This window comes from Novosphingobium sp. (genome assembly GCF_024642085.1).
Taxonomy (GTDB): domain Bacteria; phylum Pseudomonadota; class Alphaproteobacteria; order Sphingomonadales; family Sphingomonadaceae; genus Novosphingobium.
Window position 1 is genome coordinate 63,290 of record NZ_JAHEBV010000007.1, and the last position, 15,835, is coordinate 79,124.

General features: G+C 60.5%; 14 protein-coding genes. 7 read left to right on the forward strand and 7 right to left on the reverse strand.

Annotation, left to right across the window (positions count from 1 at the left end):
* Positions 1-292 precede the first annotated feature (292 nt).
* Together rpsT and mutM are read right to left on the reverse strand one after the other, a co-directional pair.
* Positions 293-553: a 30S ribosomal protein S20 gene (rpsT, locus tag Q0L62_RS04755; protein ID WP_296677150.1), complete on the reverse strand. Its 261-nt coding sequence runs from the start codon at positions 551-553 to the stop codon at positions 293-295.
* 104 nt (positions 554-657) lie between these two features.
* A complete protein-coding gene (gene mutM, locus Q0L62_RS04760; RefSeq protein ID WP_296677152.1) occupies positions 658-1,473 on the reverse strand; it encodes a bifunctional DNA-formamidopyrimidine glycosylase/DNA-(apurinic or apyrimidinic site) lyase in 816 nt (271 codons plus the stop codon).
* Between the two features lie 122 nt (positions 1,474-1,595).
* Here mutM and Q0L62_RS04765 point away from each other — a divergent pair, with 122 nt between their 5' ends.
* The 5 genes from Q0L62_RS04765 to Q0L62_RS04785 all read left to right on the forward strand — a co-directional run bounded on the left by Q0L62_RS04765 (position 1,596) and on the right by Q0L62_RS04785 (position 5,217).
* Complete coding sequence (locus Q0L62_RS04765; RefSeq protein ID WP_296677155.1) at positions 1,596-2,126, forward strand: DUF1993 family protein; 531 nt, start codon at positions 1,596-1,598, stop codon at positions 2,124-2,126.
* A 64-nt stretch (positions 2,127-2,190) separates the two neighbouring features.
* The gene (locus tag Q0L62_RS04770) at positions 2,191-2,922 is read left to right on the forward strand and encodes a class I SAM-dependent methyltransferase (RefSeq protein WP_296677159.1); all 732 of its coding nucleotides are present in this window, start codon (positions 2,191-2,193) and stop codon (positions 2,920-2,922) included.
* Position 2,923: 1 nt separating this feature from the next.
* Positions 2,924-4,477, forward strand: coding sequence for a 2-polyprenylphenol 6-hydroxylase (gene ubiB / locus Q0L62_RS04775; RefSeq protein WP_296677162.1), 1,554 nt, complete (start codon positions 2,924-2,926; stop codon positions 4,475-4,477).
* A gap of 4 nt (positions 4,478-4,481) precedes the next feature.
* Positions 4,482-4,760 (forward strand): hypothetical protein, encoded by a 279-nt coding sequence (locus Q0L62_RS04780; protein ID WP_296677164.1) that lies wholly within the window; start codon positions 4,482-4,484, stop codon positions 4,758-4,760.
* Positions 4,753-5,217 carry a low molecular weight protein-tyrosine-phosphatase gene (locus tag Q0L62_RS04785; RefSeq protein ID WP_296677167.1) on the forward strand — a complete coding sequence of 155 codons (465 nt, stop codon included), beginning with the start codon at positions 4,753-4,755 and terminating at the stop codon, positions 5,215-5,217. Before Q0L62_RS04780 ends, Q0L62_RS04785 begins: the two co-directional genes overlap by 8 nt.
* 182 nt (positions 5,218-5,399) lie before the next feature.
* Here the strand turns inward: Q0L62_RS04785 and Q0L62_RS04790 are convergent, their stop codons facing one another.
* Positions 5,400-7,775 (reverse strand): TonB-dependent receptor, encoded by a 2,376-nt coding sequence (locus tag Q0L62_RS04790; RefSeq protein WP_296677170.1) that lies wholly within the window; start codon positions 7,773-7,775, stop codon positions 5,400-5,402.
* A 93-nt stretch (positions 7,776-7,868) separates the two neighbouring features.
* Positions 7,869-9,506, reverse strand: coding sequence for a tetratricopeptide repeat-containing sulfotransferase family protein (locus Q0L62_RS04795; protein ID WP_296677172.1), 1,638 nt, complete (start codon positions 9,504-9,506; stop codon positions 7,869-7,871).
* 75 nt (positions 9,507-9,581) lie between these two features.
* Here Q0L62_RS04795 and Q0L62_RS04800 point away from each other — a divergent pair, with 75 nt between their 5' ends.
* Positions 9,582-10,889 (forward strand): amino acid permease, encoded by a 1,308-nt coding sequence (locus Q0L62_RS04800; RefSeq protein ID WP_296677176.1) that lies wholly within the window; start codon positions 9,582-9,584, stop codon positions 10,887-10,889.
* On the opposite strand, the gene Q0L62_RS04805 is transcribed toward Q0L62_RS04800, so the two are convergent.
* Positions 10,843-12,441 (reverse strand): NAD(P)/FAD-dependent oxidoreductase, encoded by a 1,599-nt coding sequence (locus tag Q0L62_RS04805; protein WP_296677179.1) that lies wholly within the window; start codon positions 12,439-12,441, stop codon positions 10,843-10,845. The two genes, Q0L62_RS04800 and Q0L62_RS04805, sit on opposite strands and share 47 nt — an antisense overlap.
* Before the next feature lie 118 nt (positions 12,442-12,559).
* On the reverse strand, positions 12,560-13,759 hold the full coding sequence (locus Q0L62_RS04810) for an aromatic ring-hydroxylating dioxygenase subunit alpha (RefSeq protein WP_296677182.1): 1,200 nt from the start codon (positions 13,757-13,759) through the stop codon (positions 12,560-12,562).
* Positions 13,760-13,820: 61 nt separating this feature from the next.
* Here Q0L62_RS04810 and Q0L62_RS04815 point away from each other — a divergent pair, with 61 nt between their 5' ends.
* The gene (locus Q0L62_RS04815) at positions 13,821-14,417 is read left to right on the forward strand and encodes a TetR family transcriptional regulator C-terminal domain-containing protein (RefSeq protein ID WP_296677183.1); all 597 of its coding nucleotides are present in this window, start codon (positions 13,821-13,823) and stop codon (positions 14,415-14,417) included.
* Here Q0L62_RS04815 and Q0L62_RS04820 read toward each other — a convergent pair.
* Positions 14,406-15,812: a M20/M25/M40 family metallo-hydrolase gene (locus Q0L62_RS04820; protein ID WP_296677186.1), complete on the reverse strand. Its 1,407-nt coding sequence runs from the start codon at positions 15,810-15,812 to the stop codon at positions 14,406-14,408. The two genes, Q0L62_RS04815 and Q0L62_RS04820, sit on opposite strands and share 12 nt — an antisense overlap.
* Positions 15,813-15,835 lie beyond the last annotated feature (23 nt).

The window sequence follows — 15,835 nt, forward strand, 5'->3', positions numbered from 1 at the left end:
AGGGGGCGTTCAGAGCAAGGCGTTGGACGTAAAAAAAATGAAATAAACCGCCTTGACGCGGGCAAGTGGCAGAGAATCCGGGGGTATATCCCTAACTATCTGTAAAGATGATTAATTATTTGGGGGATCGGCGCGAATCGCCGAATTTCACCGGGTTACCGCTCTGCAGCATGGTGCACATACGATTGCATGAAAAAGGCCGGCGAAAACCTCGCCGGCCCAATTATTCCGATGTTCTATATTCGTCCCAGCCAATGCGTCCCGATGCGGGACGAATCAACCGCAAAACGAATCAGATCGACGCGACTCGCTTGGTTAAACGCGAGAGTTTGCGCGAAGCTGTATTCTTGTGCAGCACGCCCCGAGCAACGCCGCGGGCCAGTTCCGGCTGGGCCGCCTTTAGTGCATCAGCCGCAGCAGATTTGTCGCCGCCTTCGATTGCCGCTTCCACCTTCTTTACGAAGGTGCGGATGCGACCGAGGCGATTGCCGTTGATCTCGGCGCGACGATCGTTGCGGCGGATGCGTTTGCGGGCTTGCGGCGTATTGGCCATGTTCGTCCTTGTAAAACTCGTGCAAAACCGGGGCGCCGAATGGAATCGGCACCGCGGGAAGCGCGGCCCTTAACTGGGGGTCGGCGAATCGTCAAGCGTGGCGCTTATTTTTGGCACTTTCCACAGAACCAAGTGCTTCGTCCGCCTTGTACAATGCGCCGGATTGCAGCGCCATCACGTATGCAAGGTTTGCCAGCGCGATCGTAGACATCGAAACGCTTAGAAAAATAGCCCAGCTCACCGTCGGGCCGTGCATAATCGCGCAGACTGGACCCTCCAGCTTGGATCGCTTCAGCAAGCACATCTTTTATCGCCGGAACCAGGCGGGTAAGAGCCGCACGGCTGACCAACCCGGCAGCCTTGCGCGGGTTGATCCGCGCCCGGAACAGCGCTTCGCACACATATATGTTGCCAAGGCCGGCTATGATACGCTGATCGAGCAGCATCAGCTTGATTGCCGCACTGCGGCCTGCCAGCGCACTGACGAGGTGGCTTACATCCAGCAAGTCGCCAAGCGGCTCGGGACCAAGCGCTGCAAAGCTTGGCCACCTTTCAAGCAAGCATGTGTCCACTAGATCGACCGAACCGAAGCGCCTAGGATCGCAAAGGGCAAGGCGCTGGCCAGCCACCGTTTCGATCACGAGATGGTCGTGAGGACCCAGTTCATCGGGCTCGATTCTCCAACGCCCTGACATGCCGAGATGAAAGATCAGCGACTGACCACGGTCGATATGGATCATCCCGTACTTGGCCCTGCGCCCCAATCCAATCACGGTTGCCCCGGTCATTGTCTGGATCAGGTTCTCAGGGAACGGTCGGCGCAGATCGGCCCGCCGTGTGGCGATCCGTGCGATAGTTTGACCGTCAAGAACACGTTCAAGCCCTCGAACAGTGGTTTCGACTTCGGGAAGTTCTGGCATGATTGGGTTTGGCCTAGGACCGCTCGCAAACGATGTCCATGCGAGTAAGATACGTTTCTCATTGAAACCGTTTGTGCCCGGTCGTAAGTGTCGCGAAATCCGTATCCGCTAGGAGATATGCCATGCCCGCTGCGCCTTATGATTCGTTCGTGCCGCACGTCGTTGCAATGCTGGGCAACATGAAAGCTTGGCTCGACAAAGCTGCCGCGCAGGGGGACGAAACCGTGATGCTGAACGCACGCCTGGCACCCGATATGCATCCCCTGCCCCGCCAGATTCAAATGGCGTCGGATGGCGCCAAGGGTGCGGCAGCCAGGATGATCGGGGACGATGCGCCCGCAATGCCGGATACCGAAAATAGCTTTGCCGAGCTAAAAGATCGCTGTGACAAGACTATAGCTTATCTCAGATCATTCGATCCTGCCTCATTCAATGCCGGCGCCCAGCGGGAGATTGTTCTGACCTTTCCCAATGGCGCGGGCATCAAGTTCGATACTGCTGAGCGGTTCCTGAATGGCTTCGCCCTACCCAACTTCTATTTCCACGCTACCGCGACATATGCGATCCTTCGCCAGCAAGGCGCAGAACTGGGCAAGGCAGATTTCCTGATGCATCTGGCACCGTTTATGTTTGCACCGCCTGCATCCACCTGACCAAAGGGGGAAACAGGCAGTCTTTAGTGGCACCGCGCCGAACGACCGGCTAAGGCCCGCAGCCATGAGTGAACAGGTATCCTTTGGCTACGAGACAGTGACCCCCGAAGAAAAGGTTGAGCGCGTCGGCGCCGTCTTTTCTAGTGTCGCGCGCAAGTACGACATCATGAACGATGCGATGTCTGCCGGGATGCACCGGCTTTGGAAAGACAAGTTCGTGCGGCGAATCAAGCCCCAGCCAAACGAGCAGGTCCTTGATATGGCGGGCGGAACGGGCGACATTGCGTTTCGTCTTGCTGCGGCAGGTGCGCAGGTCACCGTATCAGACATCAACCAGGACATGCTTGACGTCGGGATCGGACGGGCGATGGACAAGGGTGTCGACAGTCTGGTTTGGTCGCGCCAGAATGCTGAGGAATTAAGCTTTCCCGACCGTTTTTTCGATGCCTACACAATCGCTTTTGGCATTCGTAACGTCACGCACATCGACAAGGCCCTGTCGGAAGCGCACCGGGTGTTAAAGCATGGTGGGCGGTTCTATTGCCTTGAGTTTTCGACGACCGAATGGCCAGGGTTCAAGGAGGTCTACGATTTATATTCGCACAAGCTGGTGCCTAGGATTGGTAGCGCAATTGCAGGGGATGCCGACAGCTATCGTTATTTGATCGAATCGATCCGTAAGTTCCCTGCGATGCCGCAATTTGATGCGATGATCCGCAGCGCAGGCTTTGCCCGTACCCGGATCGAACCCATCCTGGGTGGACTGGTTGCCATTCATTCGGGTTGGAAAATCTGAAGTGACGGCTGCGTCGACGCATATTTTCCGGCTGTTGCGCTGGGGCCGCACGCTGGCCCGCCACGGCGCGCTGCGTGGGATTGAGAAGGATCCCAACACACCGCCTCAGGTCCGCCGCCTGACCCGGATCGCACGCTTCGCTGCCGCGCAACCACGGGTGCCTGACTATGCCGGTGCGTTTCAGGATATCGGCCCTGCCGCAATCAAACTGGGCCAAACGCTGGCAACACGCCCCGACATCGTCGGTGACGAGGCAGCAACCAACCTGCTTCTGCTGCAAGACAGTTTGCCGCCCGTGCCTTACGCGGCGATCAAGGCCGAGATCGAACGCAGCTTTGCCAAGCCGCTAAGCGCGCTGTTCGCCTCCATTGAAGAGGAGCCGGTCGGCGCCGCTTCGATCGCACAAGTCCATCGTGCGGTTACGACAGAGGGACGCACTGTCGCGGTCAAGGTCCTCCGCCCAGGCATCCGCGAAAAGTTTGCCGAAGACATCCAGACTTACGAATGGGCCGCCGCACATCTCGAAGCATTAGGCGGTGAGGCGACCCGTCTGCGTCCGCGACTTGTGATTGCAAACTTCAAACGATGGACGCTGCGAGAGCTTGACCTGCGGCGAGAGGCAGCGTCGGCGTCGGAACTTGCCGAGAAAATGGCTACTACCGAAGGGTATCGTGTACCCGGTATCGATTGGGACCGGACCAATGGCCGGGTCATGACTATCGACTGGATCGACGGGATAAAGATTAGTGAAACCGATGCTCTACGCGCCGCCGGTCACGATCTGAATGCCTTGGCGCAGCATCTGGTGCTGACGTTTCTAAAACAGGCAATCAGCATGGGCTATTTTCACGCTGACATGCATCAGGGTAACCTGTTCGTAGAACCCGACGGAACGATTGCCGCAATCGATTTTGGCATCATGGGACGCATCGACCGCCGCGCCCGGCTGTGGCTTGCCGAGATACTTTATGGCCTGACCACTGGAAACTACCGGCGCGTCGCCGAAATCCATTTCGAGGCGCAATACGTGCCAAGTTATCATTCAGTCGACGAGTTCGCGACCGCGCTGCGCGCCGTCGGCGAACCAACGCGAGGCCGCCCGGTTAGCGAACTTTCGGTGGGCCAGATGCTCGACAGCCTGTTCGCCATCACGCGCGAGTTCGATATGCAAACGCAGCCGCACCTGTTGTTGCTGCAAAAGACCATGGTTATGGTCGAAGGGCTCGCAACTCAGCTCAACCCTCAGATCAATATGTGGGATGTCGCATCTCCCTATGTTCGGGAATGGATCCGTGACGAACTTGGGCCCGAGGCGGCGATTGCCGACCGGCTCCGCAAAGATGCCGAAACGCTGCTGCGCCTGCCCGATCTGGTCCGGCGAATGGAAGAGAAGTACCCGCCCAAGGGCGGGGCGCCGGAACCGCCGCCGCTTCCGCAGGTTGACTTGATCTGGGACCGCCGCAAGGCCCAACGGCGCTGGCCGGGCTACCTGATTGCCGCGCTGGCTGGTGGCGGAGTGGTATGGGGGGTTCAGGCGCTGAACCTGTTGGGCTGAACCAATGGACCTCGACGCCCTTTTGCTCCACTTTTTCGGAACTGACGATCCTGAAACTCTTACCGCCACCGAGTTCGACCGCGCGGCCGAACAAATGAAAGTAGCCTTCGGCGTGGAACGCGAACCGGGCCGCAAGTTCGCATTGTGGACTTTGCTGCATGCATTCGACATGGCCCCATTGCCCGCCGAAGCCTTTGCCAAGGAGCCGGAGCTGAGAGCAGCCGCCGACGAATACATGTCGGCGGCTTTTCGATTGGAGCGGTTTGGCGACAGCGATGGTTAAGCCGGCGGTGCTGTTCGTGTGCTTGGGCAATATCTGTCGCTCGCCGCTGGCCGAAGCAGCGTTTAGGCAGCAGGCATCGGCGGCGGGCCTTGATGTGCTGGTCGATTCGGCCGGCACCGCTGACTACCATGTCGGCGAACCACCTGACCCACGCGCCATTCGCACGGCATTGCGTTTCGGAATGGATATGGCGGACTATCGCGGCCGCCAAGTGAGCGCAGATGATTTCGTGCGCTTCACTCACATCTTCGTTGCCGACCGATCCAACCTTCTCAACCTGCACCGTGTGGCGCCACAAGATCACGCGGCGCAAATCGGCTTGCTCCTCGATCTGATTCCGGGTCGCGAAGGCATGGACCTGACCGACCCGTGGTACGGAGATGAGGCTGGCTTCCTTGAGACTTGGTCCGACGTTTCCGCCGCAGCTCGGCACTTGGTGGCGCTATTGGAACGGTAAGCGCATCACGCCTTCGCGCCTGGCCGGCCGGATCACTGAACAGCTTGGCAGTAGTGGAGCCCAAGCATTCGGCGGCGCTGGTCGATTCACGACAGACTAGGCTTTGCCAGACCGTTTGATGCAAAACGCCCCAACCCGATTACCGGGCTGGGGCGTCCACAGATAATCCCAGGTGTGACTACTTAAAAGTCGACGCCGACCTTGACCCCGAAAAGTTGCGGCCGAGTTGGATAGGTTCGCGCATAAGGTGCGCAGAACCCCGTCGCGCAGAACGTGCCGCGTCCCAGTTCGCCGCGCGTGTCGAAGGCATTTTGGATGAACGCTTCGACACGCCATTTATCCCAATGGACTCCGGCGGAAAAATCGACGGAAGTGAACGCTTTGGTAAAACCAAGGGCGATGGCTTCGGAGTCAAGCAAAGCGGACCGTGTGCCGCCTTGGTGGCTGACGACTGTCTGGATGAAGCCCTTGCCGTTCGCCATCGGCGCTTCGTAACGTGCGGTAACGCTGCCCTTGAACTTGGGCATTACCGGCAGCCTGGTGCCCGCAGGTGCCACCGGCGGCACCAGAGGATCGCAGACAATGTTCTTGGTGACCGGGTCGACAGCGCAAAGATCGGTTGTGGTTTTGGCGTCGACATAGGTCCCTGACGCCGACAGCGAAAGGCCGCCAATCCGCGTCGAAATATCACCTTCGATACCATAAATGCGCGCATTGCCGGCGTTATAGGTGTTGGTGATGCCGTTGTTGTTGAGCGGTACCAGCCCGAATTGCACGTTCTTCCACTTTTCGTAGAATGCCGCGCCGTTGAAATAGACGTTGCCGAAATGCGTCTTCCAACCAACCTCATAATTGTCGAGCTTGTCGGACTTGAATGGGTCAACCCCGGGTCGGCGATTGTTTCCGCCGGGGCGGAAACCGCGTGAAACGGTGGCGTAAAGCATCAGGTTATCGCTCGGCTTGAAACGAAGGCCACCGCGCCAGATCACACCGCTTTCGACTTGTTTCTTGTCAATGCTAACGCACGGCGATTCAGGATATGTCGTACCCGCAATGCAAGCGCGCACACTGCTTCCGCCATTAAAACCCGAAAATCCGTACAAGGTATTGTCAGCAATATAACCACGGATGCCCGCGATCGCAGTAAGCGTAGGGGCCAGATCGTATTCGGCCTGCGCGAACATCGCGTAGTCCCGGTCTTTGCGGAAGATTCGTGAACGAAACACCGTGTCATTGTCAAAAACGCCCGGGAACCAGCTTGGCAAAGGCGCAGCTGTGATCCCTGCAACCTTGTAGTCGGCCCTGACCGTGTCGGTCTGGTGCTGCATGAACAGACCGGCGGTCAGGCGAAACGGCATGTCGCTTGGTGAGGAGACGCGTAGTTCCTGGGTCAGCTTGGTGTACTTGTCCCCCAGAACAACGCTTTGTGTCGGGTCGAGGAACCCGCCTTTCCCGTCAGGGAAGTAGGTCGCATAAGAACCATAGGTGTCATAGGCGACCGAATAGTAGGAATAGTCCGAAGTGCTATCGACCTTGCGTTCAAAATAGCCTCCCGAATAGGTCACGTCCCAATCGCTCAGCTTGCCTTGGATGGTTAGTGCAGCCTGCCACCAACGATCGTGGTTGCGGCTAGGCAGGAAGTCGGTAACGGCAAGGTCACCCTTGGTCGGATCGAACAAGAACCCGCCATTCGCGACCTGATTCTGATAGATGAACTGCGTCGTCGCGGTCCAGTTGTCATCCAGATCGATTTTCAGTGCCGCGCGGCCACCATAGGTTTCGACATCGTTGTAGTCGTTTTTGACCAGTGCGCTGTTGTTGACGGTCACGTTGGTAGTTGGGTCTGGATCGTCGAGCGTAAAGGTACGGGTATTTGGAAGATTGTCGATGTAGCCGCCCTGGCGGTCATAGAAGCCTACCACGCGAAGAGCCGCACTGTCGCCTAGCGGAAAATTGACATAGCCCTCGGCCGAGCCGCCGAAATCGCCCTTGCCATATTTGCTGAGTTGCAAGTCGACGCTGCCCGACGTCTCGCCGAGCTTTGGTGCGTTAGTGATCAGGCGCAGCACGCCCGACAGTGAGCTCGCGCCGAAGAGGGTACCCTGGGGGCCAGCCAGCGCTTCGACACGGGCTACGTCATAAACGTGGAAATCAACCGTTCCGCCGATCGTGGTGACCGGGATTTCATCGATGTACATCGAACTGGTCGGCAGCGGACCGATATGAAGGCCATCACCGCCGGACGATACGCCGCGAAAGAAGATTTGCGCCTGGCTGGGACCGAAAGACTGGAAGCTGACGCTGGGCAGCAACTTGGCATAGTCGTCAAAAGACTGGACGTTGGCCTGTTCAAGCTTTTGCGCACCCAATGCAGTTATGCTGATGGGGACGTCCTGCAACCGTTCTTCACGGCGCTGCGCAGTCACCACGATCGCATCGTCGTCACTTGCTTCGTCAGTCGCCGAAGCGTCCTGCGCAAAGGCCGCAGATGGGATAATCAAGGCAGTCGAGGACAGCAGGGCGAACAGGCTGCGTCGAAATTTCAAATGAGTCTTCATCTCATATCCCCGAATTTTGATACCGTAGAGCGGGTGTGAGTCAGCGTGCAGCGCGAAACAATCGACAAATCGACTTACTGCACACTTTTCGGATCAGGCGTTGCCCGCTTGCCACGCATCCGGCACGTCTGGATAGCAGCGTAACACATCACCAAGCGCGATTTTGAGCGGATCAAGCTGGTGATCGATATTGCGCCACCGGCCCTCGCCGCTGCGATTTATTGGCTGACGCACTTGTTCACTGCTGGGCGTACGAACCGGTCGGCGATTGCTGGCAAAATCGATACAGGCACGCTCGAACGGAAGGTTCAGGGCGGAGAGCAAAAGACCGATTTCCTGTTCTGGATCGTCGAGCAGGCGCTCGTGGATCACCCGGTGTATCCGTCCCGGCAGGACACGGTCGAAGTGCGCCATCAGGCGAACATAGTCGCCATAGTAATGACCGATGTCACCAAGATCATAGGAAAATGCCTGACCGCGGGCAAAATGCTGGCGGAAATTGGAGTAGCCGCAATCAAGCGGGTGTCGCCTTGCATCGATGATTCGTGCGTTCGGCAAAATCAAGTGGATCAAGCCGGCATGCATCCAGTTGTTGGGAAGCTTATCGATGAACAACGGCTTGCCTTCACGGCGCTGAATCCGGGTTGTCGCGAGATAGCTCTCGCCCAGTGCGGACAACTGGGCTGGCGCAAGGGAATCCAGGAGACGCGGGTATGCACCTTCACGGGCAAGCCGATTGACGATGCCTGGTATGTCGGGAAGTTCCATCGTTCCTTCTACCATGCTGTGGCTGGACAGGATCTGCTCGACAAGGGTCGATCCGGCTCGCGGCATGCCAACGATGAAGACCGGATCGGGCGCCTGGCATCCCTGTCCCTTGCGCCTGGCCACAAACTCGGGCGTGAACAGTTCGATGATCCGGTCAACCGCGCGCGCGGTGTCTGCGGCATCATAGGGCAACTCGCAGCGCCGTAGGCGATTGGCTTCCAGATAGTGATCGAACGCCGCCGCAGCCTGGCCGGAATCTTCGAGCGACTTGGCCAGCGCGAAATGCAGATGGTAGCGGTCGTCCGCGCTAATGCCCTGATCGCCAAGCGCGGTTTCGATCGCAGCACGGTCGGCCGCATCCATCCGGGCGGTCTTGAGGTTGGCGATGCTCCACCATGCTTCGCCGAAACCAGGGCGTTTGGCGATCGCAGTGCGGTATGCGGCAATTCCATCATCCAGCCTGCCAACGGTCTTGAGTGTATGCCCGTAGCTGAGCCAGATCGGCGCAGGGCTGTGTTCGCGCGACAGGATGTCCTCATACAGCGCAAGCGCTTCGTCGAACTCGCCGATGCGGCCCGCAACTGCCGCGCGCAGGGTCGCATGTGAAGGATCGTCAGGCTCCTCGCGGGATACCAGGTCCAGCTCGTTCAATGCCTCCGCCTCACGGTTTTGGCGGTGCAGCAACAGAGCCAGGTTTGAGCGAGCCGCTGTAAAACCGGGGGCGATCTCAAGCGCCCGGCGTAGTAACGTCTCTGCATCGCGCAGCCGCCCGATCCGTCCGGCCAATTCGGCTAGCATCCGGATAGCGTACACATCGAACGGATCAGCCTTGAGATGCTGGCGCAAAAGGGGTTCGGCCCTGCTCAGTTCGTTGGCATTGAGCGCCGCGGCTGCCTCGATCAGGCGAGGATGGTAGCCAGACGGATCCAGTTTGGGCGGCACGGCAAAGCGATCATCGGTCATGGGCCCAGCAACAAACATGGTGACGCCGTTCGATCAAGCGGTAGGTTGCGCGTCATCACCGGCGAGGAGCGATAGATGACGGGGCCGAACAAAGCCAAGCTGGGTTTCTGGGCGCTGCTGGCGCTGGTAGTCGGCAACATGATTGGATCGGGCATCTACCTGTTGCCGGCCACGCTGGCCCCGTTGGGCTGGAATCAGGCGGCGGGATGGATCGTGACCCTTGGCGGCGCGCTGTGCCTGGCGGCAGTGTTCGCCGGACTGGCGGCGCGCGTACCGCGCGCCGGCGGGCCCTATGCCTATGCCGATGCCGCGTTTGGCCCGGTGACCGGTTATACTGCGGCCTGGGCATATTGGGTGATGACCTGGGTGGGAAATGGAGCCATCGCGATTGCAGTGGTCAGCAACCTCAGCCTGATCTTTCCGGTTATTGGCACGATCGCCGGTTTGCCCGCCCTGCTGGCCATCGCCTTTGTCTGGCTGCTCACCCTGGTTAACCTGCGCGGGGTGCGCGAAGCGGGGCAGGTGCAGACCGTCACCACCGTGCTCAAGGTTCTGCCGCTGATCGCGCTGATTATCCTGGCGCTGTGGTTTGTGCTGAGCGGAGCGCCCCGCGCACCAGATCCTGGAATAGCGCTTTCGGGCAGCACGATAGCAACGGCTGCGGGACTGACCTTCTGGGGATTTCTTGGCCTTGAAAGCGCAACTGTCCCTGCCGACAAGGTTGAGAATGCCGCACGCAACGTGCCCCGCGCGACGATGATTGGCGTTGTCCTGACGGGCCTTGTGTACCTCGGCATATCGCTGGCATTCGCACTTTATATGCCGGTGGACGAGGCGGCCCGATCGCCCGCGCCGGTGGCAGATTTCCTGGGCAAGACGTTCGGCGCTGGTGTGGCAGTAGTGGTCGCCCTGTTCGCCGCGATCAGCGCCTTCGGCGCGCTTAACGGCTGGATCCTGGTTCAGGGCGAAATGCCCTGGGCAATGGCGCGGGGCGGTGTATTCCCGCGCTGGTTCGCCAAAGAAAATGCCAACGGCACTCCGGTGCGCGGACATCTGGTGTCCAGCGTGCTGCTGACCGGCATGATCCTGATCAATTCGCAAAAGGGCATGGGCAAACTGTTTGAGTTCATCGGCTCGGTCAGCATCGCCGCCGGGCTGGTCGCCTACCTTCTCAGCGCCCTGGCGGCGATCCGCTTGGTCGGGGATGACCGGCGGCTGACCGCCGCCGCGCTGGTCGCCGCTGCTTTCACGTTGTGGGCCGAATGGGGCCTTGGCTGGCAGGCAAACCTTTATGGCGGGGCGCTGATCCTGGCCGGACTGACGCTTTACCCCTTGGTCAGGACCGCAGGATCTTCCGGATCAGCGGCCGGTCAGCCAGGATAGCCCGCGCCGCGTTGTGGCCCGGAGCGCCCGTGACCCCGCCGCCGGGGTGCGTACCGGAACCGCACATGTAAAGTCCCCTGATCGGCCCGCGATAATCGCCATGGCCCAGCACCGGGCGCGCCGCCCACAGCTGGTCGATGCCCATCGTGCCGTGGAAGATGTCCCCGCCGATCAGTCCGAACTTGCGTTCCAGGTCAAGCGGCGAATGGATCTGCCGGGCGATCACCGATCCCTTGAAGTTTGGCGCGTGGTCGGTGACCGTGTCGATGATCAGATCAGCCACTTCTTCACGGTGCGCATCCCAGTCCAGCGTGGGATCGAACTGCTGGCAGAACAGCGATGCGACGTGCTGGCCGGGCGGGGCCAGGCTGTCATCGACGGTCGAAGGGATCTTGATCTCGACAATCGGCTTTTTCGACCAGCCGTGCTGCTGCGCATCGATAAAGGCCTGGTCCATGTAATCCATACCGGGCGCGATAATGATCCCGGCGGTGTGATGCTCGCCTTGCGCCTTGCCCGGAAGGACCGAAAAGCTGGGCAGCTCGGAAAGTGCCACGTTCATGCGGAAGGTGCCCGACCCGGTCTTGTATGTCTTCATCCGCCGCTTGAAATCATCGTCCAGATCGGCCCCGTCAACCAGCTGGCGATAGAGCAGCGCCGGGCCGACATTGGCCGCCACGATCGGCGCGACCAGTTCCTCGCCGCCGTCAAGCTTGACCCCGCGCACCTTGCCGCCATCGACCAGCAATTTTGCCACCGGCGCTTCCAGGGTGATTTCTACCCCGGCATCTTCGCAGGCGCGGGCCATGGCCTGCGTAATTGCGCCCATGCCGCCAACCGCGTGGCCCCAGGCACCCAGCTTGCCGTTAACTTCACCGAACACGTGGTGCAGCAGGACATAGGCACTTCCCGGCGTTGACACCCCGGCGTAATTGCCAACCACCGCGTCAAAGGCGAAGGCAGATTTGACGTGGTCGTCCTCAAACCAGGCGTCCAGAAAATCGCGCGCCGACTTGGTGAAGATCGCCAGCAGATCGCGCTGGGTGGCCATGTCCAGCCTGGCCATCGGCCAGCCCTGCTTTGCTGCCGCCAGCAGCGCATTCAGCCCGCCGCCGACATTGGGCGGTGCCTGCAGCGACAGTTCGCGCAAAACATTGGCGACCTTTTCCAGAGCGGCATCGTAGGCGGGATACGCTGCCGCATCCTTTTTGGAGAAACGGGCGAACTCGGCCTCGGTCCGGCCCGGACCTCCACCAAGCTTGAGGTACGTGTCGGGGAATGGAAAAAAGTTGCTGATTGTCCGTTCGATCACGCGGTAGCCATAGTCGTGCAGCTTCATGTCGGCGATGACCTTGGGCCGCAGCAGGCTGACGGTGTAACTGGCGGTTGAATTGCGGAAACCGGGATGAAACTCTTCGGTCACTGCCGCCCCGCCGACAATATGGCGCCGCTCCAGCACACGTACCCGCATTCCTGCCTTGGCCAGGTAAAAGGCGCAGGTCAGGCCGTTGTGGCCCCCACCGATAATCAGCGCGTCATAGGTCTTGGTCATGAAGGGTTCGATCTCGCTTGGAAGTTCACACAAACATCACAGGGTACTGGAAATAAAAAATGCGCCGATTCCCGCGGCAAAGCGGATGATGACAGCGGCCGGCAAAGTAGGAAAGCGATCACCGCCGGCTCCACCCTGGTGCAGGGGCAAAGGGCTGGCGCGCTTCGGGGATCAGGGTGCGGATCTTGCGGGCAAAGCTGCGCAGGCAAACCTCGCTTTGTGCAATCGGTCCGGTGCCATAGGTCTTGCTGGCCATACCTTGCTGGACGCGCGAAATCAGCCAGGTGTCCTCGGCATTGACGACGCGGTTGATCCGCCAGTTGGCATAGCGCGCCAGTTTCATTGCACGCTGCTGGCCCGGCGGGGTGTAGGTATCGGGCAGGCAATAGGCCACTTCGCGCAGCATGCAGGTGGTCGGCGTCAGCGGCAGCCACTGCATGAAATCGATCTGATCGGCATAGATGTCAAAGGCCATGTTGGGCCACAGCTTGTAGTACAGCCAGCGCCCCTGCGCCTCGGCAGGCAGGTGATCCGCGCTGGGCCGGTGCGCGGCATAGAAGCGCTCCCAGAAGTTCTGCCGGCTTGACCTTTCGACATCGCCGTACAGCCGGTCGGCCCAGCCGTGCGCTTCGATCCGGTAGCTTTTGCCGACCAGCCGGGTCAGCCCGTCGTGCGCGACGGGAATGTGGAGGTTGTCCGAATAATTATCGCCGACGTTCTTCCAGTTGACCCCGCGCGGGCGCAAGCGAACCTGGCCCATCGGCTGCATTTCGGCAAAGCGGTAGGGCGCAATCTCGGCCTCGAAGGGCGCCATCATTTCAGCTACCGAGGGAAAGCCGCGATCTTCCAGCCGGACGAACACAAATCCGTTCCATTGTTCGACGGCAACCGGCGCCAGGCCGTTTTCTTCAAGCTTCAGCGCCGGGTATTCGCCCTTCATCGGCACCCCGGTCAGCCGCCCGTCAGTTTCATACGTCCAGGCGTGATAAGGGCAGACAAGCTTGCGGGTGCAGCCAGCCGGGCCTTCTACCAGCCGCATCGCACGGTGGCGGCAGACATTGGTGAAAGCGCGCACTGCGCCGTCTTCACCCCGGATGACAATTACGCTTTCGCCGCAAAAATCGATCGTGCGGTAATCGCCGGGCTGCGCCAGCTCGTTTAGATGGCAGACGATTTGCCAGCTGGGACGGAACACGCGGTCAAGCTCAAGCGCGAAGAACTCGGGATCGGAATAGATCCAGCCCGGCAGGCTGACATCGGCGTCGGGGTCGGGCGCAGCGCTGACGATATCGGCAAAGGCGTGTTCAGGATTGCCCATGGCGGCGCACGACTCCGAAAGCTTGTTGGACAAATGTACAACAAGCGTTAGACCGGCGCAAGTGAACACGATCCCTGCCTTCACCCGCGCCGAACCCGATGCCCGCCGTGCCAGCCTGATCGCCGCCGCCGCGCAGGTACTGGCGCGTCACGGCGTCGCCGGCACCAGCGTGCGCGCAATCGCTGTTCAGGCGGGGGTATCGCCCGGTCTGGTCGGTCACTATTTTGACGGAATCGACGCGCTGATCGCGGAAACCTATGCGCATGTCGAAGCGCAAGTCGCCGCTGCCATCGATGCTGCTGTGGCCAGCGCCGGACCGGACCCGCGCGCCCGGCTTGATGCCTTCGTTACCGCCAGCTTTGCTCCGCCCGTCGCCTCTCCCGACCTGCTCGCAACATGGATCGCGTTCTGGAGCCTGGTGCCTTCGCGTCCTGCCATCGCCGGCCAGCATGATGAGCAATACGCTCAGTTCCGCGCGCGGGTGGAAGGGCTGCTGGGCGATTGCGGACTTGCCCGCGAACGGCAGCGCCTTGCTGCCATCGCCATCACCGCACTGGTGGATGGATTGTGGCTGGAACTGTGCCTTTCCCCCCACGCCTTCAGCGCGCAAGAAGCGGGGGGAATCGCACGCGCAAACCTTGACGCGCTACTTCGATAGGGCCGTGAACAGGCTGGTGTAATAAATCAGCGCCGGGCGCGTGTTGCGCAAGGCAATGCGTTCGTTAAGCCCGTGCGAGAAATCATCCGAATCCTTGGAAAACAGGGGGCTGGCGCCATAGCTTGGCACGCCGAGCGCGCGGAACCACATCGAATCGGATGCGCCCGATGCCTGCGAAGGAAACATCGGCGTCCCCGGCCATGCCTTGGCCAGCGCGGTTTGCGCCGCAGCGATGAAATCCGGGCGCAGCGGCGACGCCGGCGATGCGATCGAATCCTCACCCGATACAGCCGTGACCTTCAGCCCCGGCATGGCCGCGATCTTTTCCAGCGCTGCGCGGATTTCCTCGCGACTGTGGCCGGGAAAAATGCGGCAATTGACGTTGGCGGTGACCCGCTGGGGCAGCGCATTCTGCGCATGGCCACCCGAAATCATTGTGGGCACGCAGGTTGTTCCCACCTTGCCCACATAGGCCGGATTGGCGCGCAAGGTTTCCAGCGCCGCCGCGTCCTGGGGGTTGGCGGCAAAGGCGCGCATCGCCCCGGCCAGCGCGGGGTTTACCTCGAACCGGGCGGCCTGTTCGAAATAGGCCTTGGTCAGCGGGCTGAGTTCAGCCGGGAAGCGATAAGACCCGACCCGGTCCAGCGCCTGGGCGAGCTGGACGATGGCGTTGTCGGGCCGCGGGGCGGAACTGTGCCCGCCGGGATTGGTCATTTCCAGTTCGTAATCGTCGTAGGTCTTCTCGGCACCTTGCCAAGTCCAGTACAGCGGCTTTCCGCTTGTCTCATCAAAGGTGCCCCCGCCGCCGTCTATGTTGATTACCATTTCGGCATTCTTCAACCGCTCGGCGATCAGCCGGCTGGTTTTCATCGTTGTTTCCTCGTCGCCCGAAAACTCAAGCACCACAGTCCGGCGCGGCCGGTAACCCGCCTGGCGCAAGGCAATCAGCGTGGCTGTGCCCAGCGCCGCATCGAACTTCATGTCGCTCGCCCCGCGGCCAAACAGGTAGCCGTTTTCAACCACCGGGGTGAAGGGATCGCGGGTCCAGTCCTTGGGATCGGCTGCGACCACGTCGATGTGCCCGGAAATGACCAGCGGCCCCAGCGAAGGGTCGCTGCCCGGCCAGGTCGCCACCAGATAGGCCGTATCGTCGACCGGCACGATCTCGACATCCTTGTCCAGCCATCCCGCCTGGGTAAGCGCGGCCTTGACCACCTGCTGCGCCTCGGCCGTGCGGTTTTCCGGCCCGCGCACCGAGCGGATCGCGATCAGCCGCTTGGCCAGATCAAGCGTTTGCGCCTCGGCTTTCGTCAGGTCCGCAGCACGCTGACTGGCAACAGCGGGGCTGGCAGCAATGGCAAGGATCGGGATGAACGGCGCAATAATCTGACGCATGGCATTTCCTTGTGTCTAAAACC

Bases quoted from the DNA above. Each gene is read 5' to 3' on its own strand.
- Q0L62_RS04780 (WP_296677164.1), top strand. From the start codon at position 4,482: ATGGACCTCGACGCCCTTTTGCTCCACTTTTTCGGAACTGACGATCCT.
- Q0L62_RS04765 (WP_296677155.1), top strand. From the start codon at position 1,596: ATGCCCGCTGCGCCTTATGATTCGTTCGTGCCGCACGTCGTTGCAATG.
- mutM (WP_296677152.1), bottom strand. From the start codon at position 1,473: ATGCCAGAACTTCCCGAAGTCGAAACCACTGTTCGAGGGCTTGAACGT.
- Q0L62_RS04800 (WP_296677176.1), top strand. From the start codon at position 9,582: ATGACGGGGCCGAACAAAGCCAAGCTGGGTTTCTGGGCGCTGCTGGCG.
- Q0L62_RS04820 (WP_296677186.1), bottom strand. From the start codon at position 15,812: ATGCGTCAGATTATTGCGCCGTTCATCCCGATCCTTGCCATTGCTGCC.
- Q0L62_RS04790 (WP_296677170.1), bottom strand. From the start codon at position 7,775: ATGAAGACTCATTTGAAATTTCGACGCAGCCTGTTCGCCCTGCTGTCC.
- Q0L62_RS04795 (WP_296677172.1), bottom strand. From the start codon at position 9,506: ATGACCGATGATCGCTTTGCCGTGCCGCCCAAACTGGATCCGTCTGGC.
- Q0L62_RS04770 (WP_296677159.1), top strand. From the start codon at position 2,191: ATGAGTGAACAGGTATCCTTTGGCTACGAGACAGTGACCCCCGAAGAA.
- rpsT (WP_296677150.1), bottom strand. From the start codon at position 553: ATGGCCAATACGCCGCAAGCCCGCAAACGCATCCGCCGCAACGATCGT.
- Q0L62_RS04805 (WP_296677179.1), bottom strand. From the start codon at position 12,441: ATGACCAAGACCTATGACGCGCTGATTATCGGTGGGGGCCACAACGGC.
- Q0L62_RS04810 (WP_296677182.1), bottom strand. From the start codon at position 13,759: ATGGGCAATCCTGAACACGCCTTTGCCGATATCGTCAGCGCTGCGCCC.
- Q0L62_RS04785 (WP_296677167.1), top strand. From the start codon at position 4,753: ATGGTTAAGCCGGCGGTGCTGTTCGTGTGCTTGGGCAATATCTGTCGC.